At 41.2% G+C, this 20,558-nt stretch carries 26 protein-coding genes; 9 read left to right on the top strand and 17 right to left on the bottom strand.

The window, feature by feature from the left end:
• Positions 1-693, top strand: coding sequence for a hypothetical protein (locus G9X62_RS05820; protein ID WP_223129807.1), 693 nt, complete (start codon positions 1-3; stop codon positions 691-693).
• On the opposite strand, the gene G9X62_RS05815 is transcribed toward G9X62_RS05820, so the two are convergent.
• From G9X62_RS05815 to bla, 5 genes are all read right to left on the bottom strand, one after another.
• Positions 683-3,160, bottom strand: a complete 2,478-nt coding sequence (locus G9X62_RS05815) for a zinc-dependent metalloprotease (RefSeq protein ID WP_223129806.1) — start codon at positions 3,158-3,160, stop codon at positions 683-685. The genes G9X62_RS05820 and G9X62_RS05815 overlap by 11 nt on opposite strands.
• A 114-nt stretch (positions 3,161-3,274) precedes the next feature.
• Positions 3,275-3,829, bottom strand: coding sequence for a hypothetical protein (locus tag G9X62_RS05810; protein ID WP_223129805.1), 555 nt, complete (start codon positions 3,827-3,829; stop codon positions 3,275-3,277).
• 95 nt (positions 3,830-3,924) lie between these two features.
• Positions 3,925-4,101, bottom strand: a complete 177-nt coding sequence (locus G9X62_RS05805; RefSeq protein ID WP_261345490.1) for a hypothetical protein — start codon at positions 4,099-4,101, stop codon at positions 3,925-3,927.
• Positions 4,102-4,191: 90 nt separating this feature from the next.
• The gene (locus tag G9X62_RS05800) at positions 4,192-4,638 is read right to left on the bottom strand and encodes a QcrA and Rieske domain-containing protein (protein WP_223129803.1); all 447 of its coding nucleotides are present in this window, start codon (positions 4,636-4,638) and stop codon (positions 4,192-4,194) included.
• 37 nt (positions 4,639-4,675) lie between these two features.
• Positions 4,676-5,383 carry a subclass B1 metallo-beta-lactamase gene (gene bla / locus G9X62_RS05795; RefSeq protein ID WP_223129802.1) on the bottom strand — a complete coding sequence of 236 codons (708 nt, stop codon included), beginning with the start codon at positions 5,381-5,383 and terminating at the stop codon, positions 4,676-4,678.
• Positions 5,384-5,539: 156 nt separating this feature from the next.
• Between bla and G9X62_RS05790 the strand changes: the two genes are divergently transcribed.
• Complete coding sequence (locus G9X62_RS05790) at positions 5,540-7,963, top strand: TonB-dependent receptor (RefSeq protein WP_223129801.1); 2,424 nt, start codon at positions 5,540-5,542, stop codon at positions 7,961-7,963.
• Here G9X62_RS05790 and G9X62_RS05785 read toward each other — a convergent pair.
• On the bottom strand, positions 7,960-8,406 hold the full coding sequence (locus tag G9X62_RS05785) for a DinB family protein (RefSeq protein WP_223129800.1): 447 nt from the start codon (positions 8,404-8,406) through the stop codon (positions 7,960-7,962). The genes G9X62_RS05790 and G9X62_RS05785 overlap by 4 nt on opposite strands.
• 37 nt (positions 8,407-8,443) lie before the next feature.
• Between G9X62_RS05785 and G9X62_RS05780 the strand changes: the two genes are divergently transcribed.
• Positions 8,444-8,662 carry a DUF4287 domain-containing protein gene (locus G9X62_RS05780; protein WP_223129799.1) on the top strand — a complete coding sequence of 73 codons (219 nt, stop codon included), beginning with the start codon at positions 8,444-8,446 and terminating at the stop codon, positions 8,660-8,662.
• Positions 8,663-8,738: 76 nt separating this feature from the next.
• On the opposite strand, the gene G9X62_RS05775 is transcribed toward G9X62_RS05780, so the two are convergent.
• The 7 genes from G9X62_RS05775 to G9X62_RS05745 form a co-directional block, all read right to left on the bottom strand.
• Positions 8,739-9,290: a nuclear transport factor 2-like protein gene (locus G9X62_RS05775; protein ID WP_223129798.1), complete on the bottom strand. Its 552-nt coding sequence runs from the start codon at positions 9,288-9,290 to the stop codon at positions 8,739-8,741.
• Positions 9,291-9,435: 145 nt separating this feature from the next.
• Complete coding sequence (locus G9X62_RS05770) at positions 9,436-9,882, bottom strand: winged helix-turn-helix transcriptional regulator (protein WP_223129797.1); 447 nt, start codon at positions 9,880-9,882, stop codon at positions 9,436-9,438.
• 24 nt (positions 9,883-9,906) lie between these two features.
• Positions 9,907-10,785: a sugar phosphate isomerase/epimerase family protein gene (locus G9X62_RS05765; protein ID WP_261345489.1), complete on the bottom strand. Its 879-nt coding sequence runs from the start codon at positions 10,783-10,785 to the stop codon at positions 9,907-9,909.
• 64 nt (positions 10,786-10,849) lie between these two features.
• On the bottom strand, positions 10,850-11,476 hold the full coding sequence (locus G9X62_RS05760) for an SCO family protein (RefSeq protein ID WP_223129796.1): 627 nt from the start codon (positions 11,474-11,476) through the stop codon (positions 10,850-10,852).
• Positions 11,454-11,723, bottom strand: coding sequence for a toxin-antitoxin system YwqK family antitoxin (locus G9X62_RS05755; RefSeq protein ID WP_261345488.1), 270 nt, complete (start codon positions 11,721-11,723; stop codon positions 11,454-11,456). Before G9X62_RS05755 ends, G9X62_RS05760 begins: the two co-directional genes overlap by 23 nt.
• Before the next feature lie 137 nt (positions 11,724-11,860).
• Positions 11,861-13,180, bottom strand: a complete 1,320-nt coding sequence (locus G9X62_RS11265) for a YHYH protein (protein ID WP_315857597.1) — start codon at positions 13,178-13,180, stop codon at positions 11,861-11,863.
• A complete protein-coding gene (locus tag G9X62_RS05745; RefSeq protein WP_223129794.1) occupies positions 13,180-14,148 on the bottom strand; it encodes a YHYH protein in 969 nt (322 codons plus the stop codon). Before G9X62_RS05745 ends, G9X62_RS11265 begins: the two co-directional genes overlap by 1 nt.
• A gap of 115 nt (positions 14,149-14,263) precedes the next feature.
• Between G9X62_RS05745 and G9X62_RS05740 the strand changes: the two genes are divergently transcribed.
• The 3 genes from G9X62_RS05740 to G9X62_RS05730 are packed head-to-tail and all read left to right on the top strand — an operon-like array spanning position 14,264 to position 15,532.
• The gene (locus tag G9X62_RS05740; RefSeq protein ID WP_223129793.1) at positions 14,264-14,806 is read left to right on the top strand and encodes an RNA polymerase sigma factor; all 543 of its coding nucleotides are present in this window, start codon (positions 14,264-14,266) and stop codon (positions 14,804-14,806) included.
• On the top strand, positions 14,803-15,069 hold the full coding sequence (locus G9X62_RS05735) for a hypothetical protein (protein WP_223129792.1): 267 nt from the start codon (positions 14,803-14,805) through the stop codon (positions 15,067-15,069). The genes G9X62_RS05740 and G9X62_RS05735 overlap by 4 nt, the downstream gene beginning before the upstream one ends.
• 4 nt (positions 15,070-15,073) lie before the next feature.
• The gene (locus G9X62_RS05730; protein ID WP_223129791.1) at positions 15,074-15,532 is read left to right on the top strand and encodes a hypothetical protein; all 459 of its coding nucleotides are present in this window, start codon (positions 15,074-15,076) and stop codon (positions 15,530-15,532) included.
• Here G9X62_RS05730 and G9X62_RS05725 read toward each other — a convergent pair.
• The 4 genes from G9X62_RS05725 to G9X62_RS05710 all read right to left on the bottom strand — a co-directional run bounded on the left by G9X62_RS05725 (position 15,529) and on the right by G9X62_RS05710 (position 18,999).
• Positions 15,529-17,874, bottom strand: coding sequence for a TonB-dependent receptor (locus G9X62_RS05725; RefSeq protein ID WP_223129790.1), 2,346 nt, complete (start codon positions 17,872-17,874; stop codon positions 15,529-15,531). The genes G9X62_RS05730 and G9X62_RS05725 overlap by 4 nt on opposite strands.
• A gap of 75 nt (positions 17,875-17,949) precedes the next feature.
• Positions 17,950-18,234, bottom strand: coding sequence for a hypothetical protein (locus G9X62_RS05720; RefSeq protein WP_223129789.1), 285 nt, complete (start codon positions 18,232-18,234; stop codon positions 17,950-17,952).
• Positions 18,234-18,575, bottom strand: a complete 342-nt coding sequence (locus G9X62_RS05715; protein ID WP_261345487.1) for a putative quinol monooxygenase — start codon at positions 18,573-18,575, stop codon at positions 18,234-18,236. The genes G9X62_RS05720 and G9X62_RS05715 overlap by 1 nt, the downstream gene beginning before the upstream one ends.
• Positions 18,576-18,609: 34 nt before the next feature.
• A complete protein-coding gene (locus G9X62_RS05710) occupies positions 18,610-18,999 on the bottom strand; it encodes a DUF1398 domain-containing protein (RefSeq protein WP_223129787.1) in 390 nt (129 codons plus the stop codon).
• Between the two features lie 71 nt (positions 19,000-19,070).
• Here G9X62_RS05710 and G9X62_RS05705 point away from each other — a divergent pair, with 71 nt between their 5' ends.
• The 3 genes from G9X62_RS05705 to G9X62_RS05695 all read left to right on the top strand — a co-directional run bounded on the left by G9X62_RS05705 (position 19,071) and on the right by G9X62_RS05695 (position 20,554).
• Positions 19,071-19,421 carry a hypothetical protein gene (locus G9X62_RS05705; protein ID WP_223129786.1) on the top strand — a complete coding sequence of 117 codons (351 nt, stop codon included), beginning with the start codon at positions 19,071-19,073 and terminating at the stop codon, positions 19,419-19,421.
• Between the two features lie 124 nt (positions 19,422-19,545).
• Positions 19,546-20,001, top strand: coding sequence for a helix-turn-helix domain-containing protein (locus tag G9X62_RS05700; protein WP_130895656.1), 456 nt, complete (start codon positions 19,546-19,548; stop codon positions 19,999-20,001).
• Positions 19,991-20,554: a PIN domain-containing protein gene (locus G9X62_RS05695; protein WP_223129785.1), complete on the top strand. Its 564-nt coding sequence runs from the start codon at positions 19,991-19,993 to the stop codon at positions 20,552-20,554. The genes G9X62_RS05700 and G9X62_RS05695 overlap by 11 nt, the downstream gene beginning before the upstream one ends.
• Positions 20,555-20,558: the final 4 nt, after the last annotated feature.

Here is a 20,558-nt window from a genome sequence, read left to right as displayed (position 1 = left end):
ATGAACCGCTCGCTTGTAATCTACTTTGGATTCCTTGCTATAACTATTCTAGGGATCTTCATTAGCCATCAAACATCCTTTGAGATAGCCACACCGCGAATTTGGAACTATGAAAATGTGCTTTTTATGTGCATTGGGATTCCTTTTATTTTCCTCATTCCCAAAGCTGGCATTCCTGAATTTTGGGAAAGCCAAATTTCGGTAAAAAATAAAGTTTGGATGCCAATGCTAATTGGATTGGCTTTTGGATTAACAGACTTACTCATTGTTGAATATGGGTTAGAGCATCCTCCGCACAAAGTACTCCCTCCCTACACGCAACCATTTCCTTACTCGCTGTTTTTGTTCTTTTCAGGGGCTTTTGAAATTGAGGTTTTCTATCGACTAATTCCCATTGGCATCGTCCTGTTTTTTTCAAATCGATATGTAAATGAAAAAGCGATTCCCACCCTGTTTTGGGGAATCGCTCTTCTAACTTCCTTACGTGAGCCTTTAGAACAATTCCCAAGTGGCCCACTTTGGTTTATCATATATGCGCTCCTTTCAGGTTTTGCCATGAATTTAATACAAGCGATTTACCTGAAAAAGAGTGGCTTTATTTCTTCACTATTGATTCGATTAAGCCACTATCTTATTTGGCATATTCTGAATGGGGTAATCATCGAATTTTTCTTGTTAAAAACTACTTCTTAGGATTCAAAATCAAACTCACGCGCTCTAAGCAATCATCCAAGTGATAGCGCACTTCTTTATCTGCAAACTTCGCTTTCGAAGCCGCTAAACTAGCCTGAAGCGCCTTCAATTCGCCACGTACTATCGAGCGCACATCGGATTGTGCAACAGGATAGGTTTCGCGCCCACCGAAAGCAGCAGGCGCAGGCGCCTGATCAGTCATCAACGTTTTCATACGTTCAATGTAGGCCTTTTGTAAATTACGACGGTATTGATCGATGTTTTTGCCACTTGCTAATTCAGTCCAAATGCCTCCACGTACATCTTGGAAAAGATCGATGGTCTTGTAATGATTTGGGGTAGTCAGACCAGAGTTATCCAAACGCGCAAAAGTCTCTAAACTTAACATGCGGTTCAATGGACTAACTTGTAGACTTCTCATTCGATCGATATAACCCGCCATGTTGTGGGTCACTACTTCTCTATTAATCAACCAATCCACATTCGTAAATACATTTGAAATGATCCAGTTAATAGCGGCTTGTTGGCTCGCTTTCGGTACTGGATTATAGGAAGAAATGTTTTGATTCGGTTTAGCGTATTGCTCATATACGCCGCCCACCATCGTCGTAACGTGGCCCACATAACGCGACCAAGAACTCAGTAATTCATCATTTAATTCAATCAAATCCTCGTAATCATTAGTCTTTTTGCTCGTCCAATCAGCTAGGTTTTTAGCCACATATTTCAAGTTTTTCACGCCATAGGTACTCGCACGAATGGGATCATTTCCAATATCTTCCGTTTGAGAACTTGGATCAAAAGTCGTTCCTTGATTGCCAAAACGGAATCTTGGATCCCCTGCTTTGGCCTCAATCCACTTATCTAACGTAGGCACTTCATCTTCTGGACGAGCCGCGTCTGGTAAAACCCGATAGCCCCAATTCACGGCATAATCATCATATGGGCCCATTTTGCGAATATAGCGAACCCCTTGATCACCCGGCTGCGCGATGTAATTAAAGCGCGCATAATCCATAATACTAGCAGAGATCCCCTCTTTATTGGTGAAATCTGCCTTGCGGTAATTCTCCACTTCATAAGAGCTACTTGCGCCCATATTATGTGGGAAACCGAGAGCGTGACCCACCTCATGTGAAATCACCATCTCCATCATTTCGCCAATGTCCTCTTCGCGCGTATTAAGCGTACGAGCATTCGGATTAGAAGCTCCGGTTTCTAACAAGAACCGGTTACGGTACGAACGCAAATGGTTATGGTACCAAATAATGTCACTCTCAATAATCTCCCCAGAACGTGGGTCACTAACGCTTGGTCCTGTTGCATTTCGAGTAGTACTCGCCACATAACGAATCACCGAATACCGAATGTCTTCTGGTGAAAAATCTGGATCTTCCGCGGCGGTCGGTGGATCTTTGCAAATAATAGCATTTTTAAACCCGGCAACCTCAAAGGCTTTTTGCCAATTCTCCACCCCTTTTTTCATGTGCTTGCGAAGCTTCATCGGGGTCGCTGGATCCAGGTAATAAACGATAGGCTTAATAGGTTCCACCAATTCGCCACGCATGTAAGCCGCCATATCTTTAGGCTCTAGGCGCCAGCGTTGGATGTAGGATTTTTGAACGGATTTTAATTCCTCGCTAGAGTAATCGTACTGCTTTTGGGTGAAATAACCCACGCGCTCATCAAATAAACGGGGTTTCATCGGCTTCTCTGGCAATAAAATCATCGACTGATTCATCTGCAAACTGATGGTCTCTGTGTAGGGTGTTGCAGATGGTTTCGAAGCATTGTAGGTGAAATCTTGTAACACCTCGATGTTCAATGGGAATGATTTGATGGAACGAATGAAACTCCGAGACGCATCTAAATTTCTTACCCCGTGTGTCACGCGCAAAGAGGCATCTAATGCACTCATCGCAGGAATGTCACTGCTATAAAACTTGGTCACATCGATCACGACATTCGAAGAGTCTTTGCTATACGTTTCAATGTCAAACATATACAGCGTAGGCTCGTAATTATTTGCCTTTACGGATAAACTGATAGGCAATGAATCTGCGGCTACTGCCGCATAGGATTTGATTTTGATTAAGATCTTTTCTTGGAACTTTTCCCATACGATCAATTGCTCGTGCGAAGAGGTTCCGGCATTCACATAGCCTCCGCCAATACCCGTGGGAAGTTTGGCGATTTGGCTAACTAATAACATGTCTTTGCCCAAGTGTTTTTTCGGGATTTCGAAATAGAATTTATCGCCTATTTGATGCGTGGTGAATAATCCTTTCTTGGATTTAGCGTCCTTGGTGATTACCTGATCGTAAGATTTAGCCTTCGATGCGGGCTTCCTGGCGGCAGAAGAATCAGCTGTTTTAGGCTGCACGGCGGCAGGTGCTTTAGCGTTTTGCGCGTGGCTTAAAAATGAAGTGGCTACTAGGCCGAAGATGATGAGAAGTGCTTTTTTCATTCGTTATTTGAATTTGGTCCAAATTAATGAAATAAATTTTTAATCCACGAACACCTTGTAGGCTAACCATAAAAAAAGCCCTCATATGAGGGCTTCCTAATTAAGTCACTGGAATTATTTTATTTCTACATCAAACAGCAAGTCTATATCCGTGCTTCCGCCGGCTTCCTGGCCCGTCTTCACACGAACCCCATTTAATTCAGGTTGGTGTTTTAATATTAGATTTAATTTACCCGTTCCTGCTGTAGACTGAGTCAAAATAGAGGAAGATAAACCTATAGGTAAACCATTTTTATCTTTGTCCAAAATAGTCGTCGTTAATAAAGATGCCGGTGTAGCCTTATATACAAATAAATGCACATCTGATTCTTCAGCGATCTCCTCCGCAATATCTTCAACTGGCGATTTCGTATCGTCATAAACCCCTACAGAAACGGAATAGGTTACTCCCTTATTTAATACGATTTTATCAAACTTTTCCGGGGCGGTTTTGGGATCCCCATCCTTGTCTTGAAAAGTATAGGTAAGAGTTGTCTTTGCAGTTACATCTGTAAATTTTAACTCGACACGAGTAATCAATTCGTTGTCATCTGTCGGATGAATATCTTCCTCTTTTTTACAGGAAGTAAAAAGTAGTGTTGCAACTAAAATGGGTAGGTATTTTTTCATATGATGTTGGTTTTTTTACTGGGCCAAAGTTCCGCACAGAATCACCAAATACTTAGTCCAATAGTCGATGGAAACTAGGGTTTTCGTCGACGAAATTATTGTGGCCTGTAAATCGCACCGGTTACAAAGTCAACGATAGCACCTGGCCAAAACAAGATCACATCAGCAATCAATGCTGCACTTCTAATTTCTCTGGCAGGTTTCCCTGGTGCTGGTTTTGTACGTTGGTACTCCGTAACTCTTCCACCAAGTACTGTGGCGCATGAACTCATAGACGCTAATAGAGCTAAAGCAACAAATGATTTAACAAGAGACTTTTTCATAGGGTTATTATTTTTATCTAAATCAAAGATAAAAATAATTTACGCCTTGACCGTTAAAGTAGACCCAGTAATTTCAACCGTCAATTTCGTGAGTCCCTTAGTCGCGGGACCTTGCACTAAACCTCCATTAGAATTAAAGGTGGAACCATGGGCCGCACATAAAAAGGAGGAGGTAGAATTATTGTACTCTACTGTGGCTCCAGCGTGAGGACATACCGAGGAGAAGGCTAAAAAACTAGTGACGGCATTTCCGGACGCGGTGCGAATGATGATAGTGGAGTTTTTAGCAACAAAATCATTGATATTTTTTAACTCAGAATCTAAATTTACTGTGGTCCCCGCGGTATTTCCTGTCGGATTGGATCCAGTAGCCGGCGAAATAGGACCAGGATTTTCTGAAGAACAGGCGGCGGCCAAACAAGCAACGCAGGTTGCGGCTAAACCTCCAGATAATTTGTGTAAGAACTCTTCGCGATTCATGTTCATCTTAGTAGCTATTTTTCAAGCTATTAACCAGATAAACTTAGTTTTGTTTTGTGAATAGTTTGCGGGTATAATCAAGCAGACTCGAATCCCCGGCTTCCCCATGACCCGGCACGACCACTTTCACACGGGGAAATTTCCTTTTAACTCTTTTCACTGTTGCGGACCATTCTTCCACATTTGCATCTCCTAGATAACCCTTAGAAGCGCCTATTTCTTTAATCAAACAGCCCCCAAACAACACCTTTTCGCTAGGAAAATAGCCCACCACATTATCCCGAGTGTGGCCTTGGCCTAAAAACTTGATCAACACTTTTTCTTTTCCCACTTTAAAGGTAAAGGATTTATGAAAGCTAAATTCCGGTACAGCCACCTGACTATTTTTAGCTAATTCTAGCGTTAATTCGTTCGCTATGGAAGGTATTCCGGCATCGTGAAAAGCCTGTAGGCCTCCTAAGCAATCGTTGTGAAAATGGGTCGGAATAACCATAACGACTTTACAATGCAAGGAATCGTGCACCAGACGAATTAATTCTTTTGCACCTTTATCATCCGTGGGGGTATCAAAAACAAGGGCCTGCTGGCCATTTCGAATCACTAAACCATTGCAAGGAACATGGCCAAAATCATCTGTTTGTAAATAGGAGGTATGAATAAATGTGTTGTTGGATAACTGCTTTAGGGTTATCTGTTGCGCTTGAATAAACGGCATATAGCCAAGCAATAAAACCAAGACAAACTTCTTCATTTTTAAATCGTTAAACCAAATTTACCTTATTCATTACAACCTGCTATACTCGACTAGCAAAAATTCTTATTTAAAATAATTCTAAATAGTGTTGCGCAACTCGAGATCGCTTCCTACATTTGTGCTCTATTTAAAATTAGTCTAAATAAACTTTAAATGAAAAACACGCTATTAGCCTTCGTATTACTACTTTCATTCAACTCCTTCGCCCAGTTAGCTTCCATTTCAGGACATATCTCAACAGAAACTAAAGAGCCTCTTCCTGGAGCATCAATCACCTTAGAGGGAACGGTTAGGGGAGTCCAAACGAATGCAAAAGGCCAGTATATCCTGAAGGGATTAAAGCCCGGACAATATACAATCAAAGTGAGTTTTGTGGGTTATAAAACCCAATTACAGGAAATCAGCATAAAAGAGGGAGACCAGCTTGTAGCAAACTTTACCCTAAGCGATGTGACAGAACTACAAGGCGTTTCCGTCACGGCTCAATCGGGCGTAAAAGGCAATACCTTTTTACCTCAAGTTAACGAATACACGATTACGGCCGGGAAGAAAAATGAGGTGATTCTGCTGGATAATTTACAGGCGAATTTAGCGATGAATAATTCCCGCCAAATCTTCTCCAGAACACCCGGAATTTCGGTTTGGGAAAGTGATGGTTCAGGGATTCAATTAGGGGTGGCCTCGCGAGGTCTTTCTCCTAATCGCTCTTGGGAATTCAATGTGCGAATGGACGGTTACGATATCACTCCAGACCCGATGGGCTATCCAGAAGCCTATTATACACCACCGATGGAGGTGGTTGACCGCATTGAGATCATTCGAGGGGCAAGTTCATTGCAATATGGACCACAGTTTGGGGGGCTGATGAATTTCGTTCTTCGCAAGCCTGACCTCTCTACTAAGCTGGTCGTTGAAAGCCAAAACACCACCGGAAACAATGGCCTCTTCAGCTCTTTTAATTATGTAGGTGGAACCGCTGGACGTTTAAGCTATACAACCTACTACCAAAAACGCGTAGGAAATGGATGGCGCCAAAACTCCTATTTTAACACGGACCACTCGCACGCAGAATTATCTTACGCCATTTCAAATAAACTGAAAGTAGGCGGGCAAATGACCTACATGTACACGCAGAGTCAACAAGCCGGCGGTTTGACCGATACAGAATTTGCCCTCAATGCACAGCAAAGTAAGCGCGCCAGAAATTGGTTTAGTAACCCTTGGTTCATCTATGCGTTGACCGCTGACTATGTCATTAATGCGGATTCTAAACTGAGTTTAAAGTATTTTGGGACATCGGCAGAACGTAGTTCTATCGGTTTCACTAAACCGATTACAGAAGTGGATCCGAAAGGAAATCGCCAGGTTGACCGAGATTATTACCAAACAAATGGTACGGAATTACGCTACCTAGTAAACTATCAAATAGGGTCATGGAAGAATACAATGGCTACAGGTTTGCGGTATTTCTCGGGAGAAATCAAACGTAAACAACTGGGTGTAGGGAGCAATGGAAGCGGTATGGACTTTGACATTCAAGGATTGTATACGCGCGACCTAGTTTTCCAAAATACCAACTATGCCGCTTTTGCTGAGACGATTTTACGGCCATCTGACCGGATCCTAGTCACTTTAGGTGCCCGTTTGGAACAAATCGAAACACACATGACGGGACAATCCGGGCTAAGCACTACCGGTTCGCCCATTGCAGTCACACCTAGTTCACGAGGAAGATCATTCGTTTTGCTAGGTGCAGGCACGGAATATAAGCTGAGCGCTAACACTAAACTCTACAGTAACATCGCACAAGCATATCGCCCGGTATTAGCTTCTGACCTATTGCCTCCTGCTACTACGGACGTAATTGACCCCAATTTATCGGATGCGAAAGGCTTCAATTTTGACCTAGGTTACCGAGGAGAAGTAGGCAATTATTTAACCTTTGACGTCGACTATTTCTACCTCAATTACGATAATCGTGTAGGAACTATTTCGCGTACAAACACGGAGGGAAAAATCTATCAGTACCGCACGAACCTGGGTCATTCGGTTTCCAAAGGAGCAGAGGCCTACATCGAATTTAGCCCCACTACCGGGTGGTTAAGGGGATCGAAAATCGGTAATATTTCCGTTTTTGCCTCCATCGCTGCCATCCAGGCGCGCTACCTTGATTTCAAAACTACCTCAGTGGTAAGCGGTCAAATTGTGGAAGGAAATTTAGCCGGGAAAAGAGTGGAAAACGCCCCTGAAAAAATCAATCGCTATGGAATTACTTATTCAAAAAAGGGACTTACTTTGAGCTGGCAAATCAGCGACATTGGTCAGGCCTTTGCGGATGCGAGCAATACCATATCGGCTAATGCAGCAGCGACAACAGGTTTAATTCCTGCTTACCAGGTACAAGATATTTCAGGTTCTTACAAGTTTAAAAAGTATGCCCAGCTGAAATTTGGGGTTAATAACTTAACCGATACGCGCTACTTTACGAGAAGATCTGGCGGATATCCTGGTCCAGGAATTTTACCGGCTGATGGAAGGACTTGGTACGTGGGATTGAATGTGAAGTTTGTGAATTAAGATAGGATGCGTCGGTGGTAATTTATTTGGCCTAAATGATACGCCAAATGCGTCTCCAAATGAATAAAAATATAAGAGACCGTTTTCTCTTCATCGAAAATCTTGATGGGATAGATTTCCCCCAGATTTTCAGATGGAAAATCCCGCAACACCTGCAACACAATCGGATGAATTTCATCCAACATAGCTAGTAACTTTGCTCGAGAAATTCCCGTTGCCGAAAACTCAAGCGGACGATCACGAACATAGCCGGTATTCGCATAAACTGCCCCCAAAAACGTGTTCAAATTCCCCATTAAATGCAGAAATACATTGCCACCGGGATTAGAAATTCCTGGAGTCTTTTTCCAAACCGAAGCATCATCCGGGTAAGATTCGATTTCGTTGCGAAGCGCCTTCAGGTCGCGATCGTAAAGGGATATAAGTTCTTTTATAAGGCTCATTTTTTGAATAATTTAGCGCACCAAAAGTACTAACATTATGTCATTCCAAGCCTACCTCGATAATATTCAAGCCAAAACCGGTAAAAGTCCAGAAGATTTAAAAGCCTTAGCCGAACAAAAAGGCTTTCTGCAAAACAGGAAACTTGTAGCCACGGTTAAAGCAACAGACGTCACTAATTGGCTAAAAGAAGAGTTTGAATTAGGCCATGGACATTGCATGGCGATTTGGGCGCTGTTTAAGGGGAAGACAGATTAGTCATAGTGAAAACGACTAGAGCACAAAGAAAAAGAGGGACACATTGCCCCCCTTTTCATCAAACCCTAAACCAATTTTATTTCTTTTGTGACGCTGCAACTTCTTCATACAATGTAGCAGGGTCAAAGAAGCGGTATTCGCGAACGATTTTATCTCCTTGCCAAATAAAAGCAAGGTGTAATGGTGCAGAAACTTCATTATTAGTAAACTTTCCTTTACCCGTCCACACACACCAAACTCCTGTATGTTCTTCTCCATTCGCAAATTTTAAAGTCATGATTTTGTCCGTAGTTACCTTGATGTTCGAATAAAAATCATGGTTCATGCGCTCATTTGCAGCAAAACCTGCGCGCCCACCTGGATTGGCTTTCGTTTTCCCGCCTTCTTGGTTTGCGGCCATTTGATCGTAAATCTGAACGGTATCTACATAGTACTCATAAATCTTAGTGGAATCATTCTTCATGTAAGCTTCCAAAAGCTCTTTCACCTTTGCAGACTTTTCATCTTGTGAGGAAAACGTTCCAGAATGGGCATCTGATGATGTTGAAGCATCAGCCGTTTTTGTTTCTGGTGATGAACAGGCAAACATCGTAGCGATGACCATCAGGGGTAGTAGTAATTTTTTCATAGTATAATTTAGAATTGTTATGTTTGCCAAATATAAGTATCATTTTGATACTAAAAACATTTTCTAGATTATTTTCCAAAAAATAAAGCAACAAAAAAAGCCCCCGGAAAATTCCGGAGGCTCTTCAAAATCGAATTTCTATATTCTAAATAACGAGGGATTCTTTAAACGACTTATAACTTTCAATCATCTCATTGATGTAGTTATCCTTGTCGTTTTTCATACGCGTTTTTACCACTTCGGTATACGTATCTCCTAAATGATCATAATAAAAATCGGTGGTAAACAACGCGATTTCTACCATGATGGGAAATGTTTCCATCCCTTTTTCTTCTAAAAGGTAATGCACATTTTTCTTGTTGACTTCTCCTTTTTTTCTACTTAGATATCCAAGTGATTCCAGTTTTTTAAGCCTATTCGAAAGCATTTTACTCGGCATTAATTCTGGTGCAGCCTTGAATTCATTAAACGTAGACTTATGAAGAAACAACATGTCTCGCAGAATCAACAAGGTCCATTTATCCCCAAAAACATCCAAACCGGTTGCTACTGGACACAAAGACCGAAACTGTACTACTGTATCATTTTCCATAACGGTCGCAAAAGTACACTAAGATTACTTAAATCCTATCTTTTCTAAACCCTTATGGCTGATTACGATCGCTTCTAAAGCCGTTTCATTGAAACAAGCATCTTGCTCTACGAAATAGTATTGCATGCCTGACAATTTCTTGTTGTCTAAAATACGTTTGAAATCAATCTTTCCATTTCCTACTGGAGCGAAACGACCTTGATCATCCATATCCTTTACGTGCCAAATTTTGAAACGTCCTGGATAGCGCTTGAAATAATCCACTGGATCTGCTTCAGCTTTAGTCACCCAATATAAATCCATTTGGAAATTAACGTTCTTCGGATTGCAATGCTCTAAAAGGTATTCGATTGGTACAATACCCTCTGCATCTTTTCTGAATTCGAAATCGTGGTTGTGGTACAATAACTGCAAGCCACCAGCCGTACATTTCTCGCCTAATTTGTCTAAGATTTCTGCCAAATTCTTCGCGCCACCTTTCATCGCCATACGCTTATTCACATTATCAAATGTAAACAATCCCATAGGAGGAACTGGAATGACAAAGTACTTGAATCCTGCTGCTTTTAAATCGGCGATTTGTTGATCGATATTTTCAAAAGTAACCGTTCCTTGGTGAGCAGAAATAGGCGTTAATTTCATTTCATCTAACAATGATTTGAAATCCGCTGGAGATAAATTGTAGAATTTACCATTGTTGTAACCCGCAGATTCTACGTTTACATAGCCCGCTTGTGCTACTTTTTCTAATGTTGCACGCGCATCTTTCATCGCATCGCGAACCGTATACAAGGCTAATCCGCCAAAACGCTTGTCTGATTGAACCTCTTTATCCGTTGCTTTGAAGGAGAATAGGGTCATAGCCAACATGGCACATACCGCTACTATTGATTTGATTTTCATAGGTACTGAATTAAAAATTTTGTTGAAAATTCAAGTTAATGTATTTTTTCGATAAAATAAGCCCTTACTCCTGCAAAAGCAATTTCATGTCCTCTATGCATTGATCTGCATCAAAGGGAATCGTACCATTATAAATCCCGCGAATGCGGCCTTTTTGATCCACTAAAATGATGTGCTCCGTGTGTAAAAACTCGTTTGTATCCTTATTATAACCGATAGACTCTTCTGCAAAAAAGGATTGGCGGGCAAGGGTGTAGATGGATGCTTTGGGGCCCGTTAACAAAGACCAATTCGATGAGGAGATTTGGAATTTTTCGCCAAATTTACGCAGTGTCTTCACATCGTCGAACCAAGGCGTTACGGTAAAAGAAACAAGGGCTACAGTTGAATTTGACTTAAAAGCTTTTTCGATGCGCTTCATTTGAGCAGTCATATCAGGACATATATTGCTGCAGCGCGTAAAAATGAAGTTCGCCACGTACACTTTTCCTTGAAGTGATTCACTGCGGAATAATGTACTGTCTTGATTATAAAAGGCAAAAGGTTTAATGCGGTGCGTAATTTTCGAACTAGCCTCCGCCTCACTGATAAAATAGGGATTGAAATCAGGGGTGTTATAAAAAGGAATTTTCGAAACAGGGGTTTCCGAACAAGCCACTAAGAAAATACTAATAAGCCAATAATTTCTCATCCCGATTCTTGCAGTTTTTAGTGCCTAATAAACCGTATCGGCGACCATTTATGATCACAAAATTCGAACGAATTTTGCCGTTTGCATGCCACATCTTTTGGACCCCGTCTTCTTGTCCATTTTTGTAATGGGCTAAGTGAAAAAGTTGTCCATTTTCAGCCCATTCTTTAAGCTCTCCTTCGTATGCATCATTAACCGCAGTGTATTCAAAACGCTTCTTGCCATTCTCCCAAAACGCCGTTTGCATACCCTGCCTTACTCCATTTTGGATGTATCGAATTTCCCTAATCTGACCAGATAGGAAATACTTTTTTTCGACTACGGTTTTCGGCTCTGATTTAGAACAGCTCCAAAAAAAAAGAAGAAGTACAGCGTATCTCATCATTATTGTGTAAGAGTTCCCGGCGTTCCATAAAAACCATTACCATTTAAATAAGGAGCTTCTGACGTAAAATGGTAATGGTAAATTCCATTGGGATAATCTACCGTGGCATGGCTATGTCCATGGTACACATCTAAATTTGCATTCGTCACCGCAGAACCCGTTTCTTCTTGCGGTCCATATACCGGGAATCCGTCCAAAAGGAATCCCAGAAGGCCGGATTTAGTAGACTTAACGGTGGTTAGATGCAACGGTTCCACGTGGTAGTGGTATACCCCTGAGTTTTGTGGATGACCATAAAACTGATCAAATCCCGCCATTTCTCCCTTTAGTTCTTGGTTGTTCGGGCCGGCATATTGATTGAAAAATGGTACGCCATTTAAAGCAATACCGATGGGACCTAAAGGTGTTGCTGCATGATTTGTTGCCATCACTGGGTTAACAGGAATTTTGAAAGTAGCCGATTGTTCGATAATGGAATTCGGATTTTTTTCAAAAATATATCCTCCAAAAGTAAGCCCGGAATACGACTGATATAGACTATTGGTCGTTGCATAATAAGGGCTTTTATGATCCGGCAACCCGTTTACTTTGATGGAAATAGTCGTCCTATCACTCGTCACACTGGATGCGCCATAGATTTTCTTATATACGGCTGGAACTTCGGCTGATGAGGCAGCTGGAGTAACAGTAGAATCATCTGTAGAACAGGCGAAAAATAACGTGGCTAACGTAACTACGCTTATGGATTTTTTCATGGGATATTTAAGTAAGAGAAGTAATACAATAGGAGCAATAAAAAGGAGATAATAATAGTTAAACGCCTGCTCAGAATCTACTATGATACCCGTAGGCTGAATGTGTACCTGAGCTGAAAAATGATTCGAAGATTGCAGTACGAATTGATTCGATTCTGTGGCTCCATTAATGACTTTAAATACCATAAAATGGCTGTTCAGTTCTTTAAAGAACTCATTTTCCACAGAAATAGTAGATGCTTCAGCTGATAAACCACTTAATGTAAATTTCAAATCCGTTTGATGGCCTAAATGACATTGACCATCGTTTAAGTTTACAGATTGTAGAACCCCCGACTTGATTTTAATGTCGCTTTTGACCTGCTGAATTAGCTCTTTTTGAAAAGCTTCAGCAGAGCTAAATTTTTTGTTTCCTAACGCACTTTCAAAAGCCTCTAATGACGCACTGAGGTGAACAGTCCATTGTCCTTTTAAGTCTTTAACAAGTGCAAAAGTGGAGATTTGTGAACTATGTCCAAAAACACCTAGGGGCAAAAAAAACAGTAAAATTAGTAGGCCACGCATTAATTAGTGGTTATTTCAACGCTTCCTTGCGCGCCATGAAAACAGCCGATGAAACTATTACTTCCTGCTTTGGCCACATGATAATGATAACCTCTGGTCGTGTCATAATGTCCGCGACAAGCGTCTAAATCTGTCGGTTCTTTATTGGTTTTATCCAGCAGTTCATACAACCCAAAACCGTCCATCGCATACCCTATCATCGCGGCATGTCCATCTACTTGTTCTACTTTCTTGCTTTTCCCGGTAGCAGCATGGTAATGATAACCCGTTGCCCCATTGACGTGACCGCCTGCGTCATCCATTGGAGCTAAGGTGTAAGCCCCTAAAATAGCCTGTGTAGGTGCGGGTGGATCAAAATTAATTCCGTTAAATGCAACTCCTACCATACCGCCCGGAGCTCCGCCACCTAAAGTTGTTGTCCCGTTCGTTTTAATCGGTTTAACAGGAATATAATACGTTAATTTAATGTTAGAGAAATAGGTGGGTTGACATTCCACGCAATAATTATTGTATTGTGGATCTACGTCAGGACGTGCAGCAGCCTGGCAAGCTTCTTTCGTGTTTGTCACTTTAATGGTTCCGTCGCTTCTTATTAGATTCCATTTTGAATCATTATAAAAAGTGGCCAAATTTTTAACAAACGCTCCATCCACATCATAGATATTGCCTTTTTCAAACCAAAGCCCACCTTTACTAGCATCATCCGACGCATTAGTGGGACACCAAGGACCCATTACATGATCCGTAGGTGTTTTAGAAGTGGTGATTTTATAGCACATCGTGGTAGTCCCATTTGAAAGTGTTTTTTCCACTTTAGTGATAGTTCCCACTAAACCTGCTGGGATAAAAAGCGTAGGATCAACCTCTAAAATGACGTCTGTAGCATTAGATGGGCTAATATCTTCCGATTGCGAACAAGCTGTTAATAATAAACAGCTGAAGATTATTTTAATGGATTTGCTTAACATGAGGTTTGCTTTTTTGTTCTTAGATGCGCCACATCTACATTTCCTTCGGTAAAAAAATATTTTTATTTCAACCGAAGAATTTGGAAAGCAGAAACATCTAAGGTATGATTGAAGAATGGATCGGAAAATTAGGGATTTGATTTCGGGTGACGAGGTGGCATTCCGGACTTTGGTAAAAGAATACCAAGGTCGGGTGTTCCATCACGCCATGCAGATTCTGAGAAACCGTGAAGAGGCAGAGGATGTGTGTCAAGAGACCTTTATTCAAGTCTATGAGTCGATCAAATCTTTTAAGAGTCAATCTTCGTTGAGTACGTGGATTATTCGGATTGCGATAAACAAGGCTTTAGAAAAGCTACGAAAAGAAAAAAGACGATCGCAGTGGCGGGAATTATTGCCCTGGTGGATGCCAAACGAATCTAAAAGCTATGAGTCCACGGAACTCCACCCGGATATTCAATTAGAAAATAAAGAAAAAGCGCTGTCACTTTACCGCGCCATTGACCGATTAAATCCAAACCAACGCGTCGCCTTTACGCTGATAAAATTAGATGAAATGTCGTATGCCGAGGCCAGTGAATTGATGAACTTAAGTATCAAAGCTATAGAATCGCTCGTCAGTCGTGCGAAAGAAAACATTAAAAAAGAATTGAAATGAAAGAAGACCCATTAGACGAACAATTGCAGGTCCTTCAAGGCCTACAGTGGAAAAATCAAACAGAGGTGTTAGATCATATGTTTGATGCCATGCAAGAAAAAGAGCAAAGCGAGTCGATGCGCTGGATGGCGGCGGCGAGCTTCGTCGCGATATTTTTCTCCGGTGCCCTATTTTATGCTGGGAAACAAACGCAACAAGAAATCGCCCAAATTCAACTGGAATCCGTAGCTAAATCCTACGCCGCAAACAATTTAACCTATTAAAATCATGGTAAACCAACGCAAAAAAGTGTGGACTTGGGTATTTGGTATTGGCCTGTTCATTAATGTGCTAGCGCTCGGATTTTTTGTTTTCAACGAATTCCAACATCGTCCCTTTCCTGGCGGCCCACAATTAAAAAATGTCATCGCCGACGAACTACAATTCAATGAACAGCAGCGGAGGATTTACGCCGGCTACGTCAAAAATCACCAAGACCAATCAGCCCAAATTAGAAAAGAGATTGCCGATGCTAAAAAAGCCTATTACCAATTTGAAAATAAAAATCCGCAAGCCCTGCAACAGTTAACAGCGACTTACGGAAAATTAGATTCTTTGAATTATGCCCACTTTCGCGATATCCGCGGACTATGCAAAGGCCCTCAAATTAAGGCCTTTGATCGCTTAGTGGAAAAGATTTTAACGAGTTCTAACTTTGGTTTTATGGGACCTAGGTCGAGTCGTTAAAACTGCAATTTATACACCACATTAGGGAAGAAGCCTAATTGGTATTTCGTGTTGATGCTTTGGCTTTTATTGTCATAATTCTGCGAAAAAATATTCTTGTGATTCGTCACATTTTGCAAATCTAACGAGACCGTATGTGAACGGTTTTTGTTCGCGCTATTTAAGGTGTATCCTACCTTGAAATCTACCCGGTAATAATTTTCATAGAAACTCGAATACTCCTCAGAAGATAGTTGTTCTCGACCGGTTGCTTTAGACTTCAATAGGTCTATCGGAGTATAAGCCCGCCCTCCTGCATTCGTATATTTTACATCAATCGAAATCTTATTTCGACCCACGCGACCTACCGTCCACTCTTTTCCCCCTAATACATTAAAAATATACTTGCCATTAAAGGCTGTATTTCGTTCAATGCCATCACTGGCGACATATTTTGAATCATACAAGGAGGTCGTAAATAGGCCATAATACCCGTCGCTGAAAAACTTCTCCACCGTTAATTCAAGGCCATAATTCTTGCCCGTTCCTTCATTAACCAAACTATCCTGTAAATCTGCTTTAAATGTCGCCCCCGTATTCAACATCGAATAACTGCTAGAATATGACGTAACCGGAACATTATAAATAGACTGGTAATACGCCTCCGTCTTAATTCTCCAGTCCTTCCAAGGTTGAACATTATAACCTAAAACCAAGTGGTGACTTTTCGTAAAGTCCAAACCTTGATTTGTGTAACTCTTGCTTCCGCTCGGGTTTGTGCTCGCTAAAAAATAGACATTGATCGGCTGCAGTTGGGCATTCAATCCGTAGCCAAAATTCAAACTACTATTATCCGACGTTGCATAAATCAAGCCCAAACGTGGCTCCACAGAAGTAGAATTATTCAACGAAAATAATTGGGTATTCAAACCCGCATTCATCGTCAATCTTTCGCTAACATCGTATTTAACGTGAGCAAATGCTTGGACAAGGTTCGTGCTACTATTATAATCCCAAAGCTGCATATAGGTGTCTCTAGCCCTATTTTTAGTTTTATAATTCAAATACAGATCAATCACTTCGTTTCGAATTCCCATCTTAATAAAGGTCCGTGCATTTAGTTTTGAATGGTAAGTGGAACTAAAATTATAGCTCGTTCGAGCTACATTATTTACCTCTTTAATAAAGTCGAGGTTGTCGTTTCGGTCAAAATCATAGGACGTTTGGTCATTGCTAGAGTAGCTTACGCCCAAGGTCGAGGTAATGTATGACTTTGATGTCAATTGCTTAAAGTGATTCAAGCCTGTGATTCCTATTTTACTCGCAAAGTCGACCTGATTTCCGTTCCCATATAAGCTACTAGAACTCCCTCCACTGATTTCAATCGTACTGTTTGCCAAAATCCCAAACAAGGAAAATTTGCCATATTTACTATTGCCGCTCGCCACTTTAAAAGACAAGTCTTGGTATGACGGCAAGGCGGTGGTACCGATGTCAACGCCCATTTTTTGTGCGACTCCTGCTAATGAATAGCGATATCCCACCACATAAGATGCGTCACTTTTCTTTGAAAATGGCCCTTCTGTCGTCGCTTCTAAACCGGTTATAACGCCCATTTGTAAAGTGGTCTCTCTCTTTTTATTATTCCCAGAACGGAAGCCTAAATCAAAAACACCGGCCGTCGCATTCCCATATTCTGCGGGAAAAGCAGAGGTAAAGAAATCCGAATTTTTTAAGAGATTCGTATTAAGAGCACTTACGGCTCCACCCGTCGTACCCACGGAGGCAAAATGGTTCGGGTTAGTCACATTCATTCCATCGATTCGCCACAAAACACCCACCGGAGAATTGCCCCGAATAACGATATCATTTCGGCTGTCGTCCGGCGCAGAAACGCCAGCAAAATTTGCGGCTAAACGCGCTGGATCTGAACGACCTCCCGCATAACGATTCACCTCTTCCATCGAAAACGTTCGAGCGCTAACACTCGCTAATTTATTTATCGTTCCGCCTTTGTTACTGGCTTTAACAACGACTTCGCTGAGTTGATTAAACAACTCTTCTAATTGAATATCTAGGATTACTTCTTTCCCAGAAATCACAATCACATTCGGAAGCGTAACGTTTTTATATCCCACGCAAGTAACCTTAATTTCATAGCGATTAGGGGGAATGTTTTTCAAACTAAATTGGCCCAAACTATCCGTTGCCACTCCTTTTTGCAAAGATGCAATTTGAATGCTGGCCCCCGGAATGGGTGTTTGAGAAAGTTTGTCAGTAATAACACCACGTATGGTTTGGGTGTTGTTTTGCGTAAAAGCGTTGAATGAAATCAACAAAAGAATGGATAGGAAACGCCACATAGGAGGATGATTAGTAAATAATTGAAGCAGAATTGCTTACTATTCACTTAGATGATCCAAGCAAAGAATTCCTTCTTAGGTGTTAAAAAAATAAGAAACTAAGTTCGCCCATTCTTCATCCAACGAATATGTCGGACGCGTTTTCTTAGCGCGGGCATACCAATAATCTGCATTCCAAATGTCCCCCTCCTTGCGGTGCAAATAGGCATGAACCCAAGCTGAATCACGATCAGCGAGCTGATCGATGAGGGCGTGAGCTTGATCCCAGTCTCCTTTGGCATCATACCAAAGACTTTTTAGAATAGTCGAAAGTTGCGGATCAGGAGCAGATTGCGACAAGGATTCTTTGAATGATTTCATCAGAAATTATCTTTCTTAGCTAAGCAAACGACGTCCGTATCGATCAGTTCGAGTGACAAAACCATGTCCTTTACCGCATCTTTGTATTTCTTAAAATGGGGCGTTAAAATGTGAGACTGGTAGGCTTCTACACTCGCATAAACTTCGAAAATAATGATGCTTGTCGCATCTTTTTTATCCGCCACCGCTGTGTACGATAAAACGCCAGGTTCCACTTTTATCGCGGCATTCATCTGCTCATTTAAAAGCGATTTGTAGACGTCGAGTTGCTTCGCATCAACTTTGATTTTCGCAATGCGGTGCATGCGATTGGATTCCTGCGCATAGATTTGGCTAGACATTAGCAGAAATAGAATGAAGAAAAAGTGTTTCATTTTAGGTGGGGATTTGTTCGGTTACTACTTCATTTCCTGCGATATCGAAATAGGTACAGGTTAATTTTTCGAGGTTAACTTCCCTCTTTTCTATGCCCGTTTCAGCGCACATCTGAATGAAAGTGGGGTAGTCTGTTTTGCCTTGTTGGTGGGCTATTAGCTCTGATTTAAATAAGGGGATGTTGGCAGTTTTTGCTTTGGCCAAAGCCTCATATTTTCCGGTAGCCTGCACTAGATACTCTTCCGCGCCAAAATAATCGATGTGCCCATCCGCCACAAAAGCTATGTAATTCATGACACCTAATGCTTTCAAGTCGCGAACATATGGAGGGAAATCGGCCCCTGATTTGACGAGGCTGTGGGCGGAGGTTATTTGGTCAAGGGTAAACATCAGGTCATTTTATAATTCTCAAAGCTAAAACTTTTCCTCCTAAATGCCGTTAAGCTACTAAACAAACTAAAATGATCAAATCCATTTTTAGCATCCTGATAACCGGAATCTTCCTTTCTGCTTGCAATATGCTTCATTCCACTACTACTATTCAGGCGAACGATGCGTTTATTCTAGGAAATAATAAGCATGGCCGTTTTACTGCGAGTGTGACTAATACTTCGACTTCTCCATTAACGGTTTGGCAATATCCAATCGATGGGGGACGTCATTCACCTTTAACCTTACAACCTGCCGCAAATGTGAAACTTAAAGTAGGGAAAAATACCGCTCTTCGAATTGAAAATTCGTCTGATAAATCGGTGGACGTTAAGCTAGATGTGAAGGGTGATGTAGGGCTTTCGATGGGATATAAAAACTAGTCCAAAGAAATAGCATATTCACAAACTAATCGACATCTATCGTCCAACGTAACAAAATAAAATATTTTCATTTATTTCGTTTAATTCAGTTATTTCATTTAATTTCGTAAATCAACTTAAACAAATGGAAGCCGAAGCAAGAATAAGTAGACCCACTAAAGAGGAGCAAAGGGTTGCGAAAGAATCCTATGAAGCGCTATCTGCGACTTTGGAATCCCTTCATGCAACAAACCCAGAAATTGAAATTGAAGAAACCTCTGAAAAAATCAGGGTTCCGCTAAAGGCCTTAAAGCTTTTGGCAACAATCCTAAAAGCAACAAGTCAAGGTAAACCCATTTCCATCGTTCCCATAGCAACAGAAATGACTACACAGGCGGCATCCGAATTATTGGGATGCTCAAGACCCCATTTGATTTCATTGCTAGAAAGTGGAGAAATTCCTTTTATCAAAGTAGGAAAGCATCGTCGAATTAAATTCGAAGATATTACGCAATACAAAGCCCACATGTATTCCAAACAACGAGCGCGAATTATCGACATGATGAAAATGGATGAAGACCTCGGGCTGTATGATTCATAGCGTTAAGTTTACCTGCTTTCTGGACACTAATGTCATTTATCCGATCTTGACCCGGGATATCCTCCTATGGTTTGCCCACTATGAATTATATACGCCCAAATGGAGTCCTGATATTTTTACGGAATGGGCTGATGTTATGAGGCGAAAAAATGTTTCAGAAGCAGAAATACTAAAGCGCATTGAAAATGTAAATTTGGCATTTGCCGGAGCTATGGTTCAAGACTATGAATCTATAACGAAAACATTAAAACTCCCCGATTTAAAAGACCGTCATGTATTAGCAGCAGCGATTAAATCTAATGCTGACATCATCGTAACAAATAATTTAAAAGACTTCCCAGAATCGTATTTGAAAGGCTTCAATATCGCGGCCAAAAACGCAGACGACTTTTTAACTGATCTCATTGATCTTAACCATGAAATAGCACTAGCCGCTTTTCAAATGATGGTTTCACACAAGAAAAATCCCGATTTAGACGAATATCAGGTATTAGATATTTGTCGAAAAAATGGATTAAAAGATACTGCAGATTACCTGCATGCATTATTATAAAACA

Source organism: Aquirufa lenticrescens (assembly GCF_019916085.1).
In the GTDB taxonomy this organism is placed as follows: Bacteria; Bacteroidota; Bacteroidia; order Cytophagales; family Spirosomataceae; genus Aquirufa; species Aquirufa lenticrescens.
The sequence above is the reverse complement of the archived record's forward strand: the minus strand, read 5'-3'. Positions and strand labels throughout refer to the sequence as shown.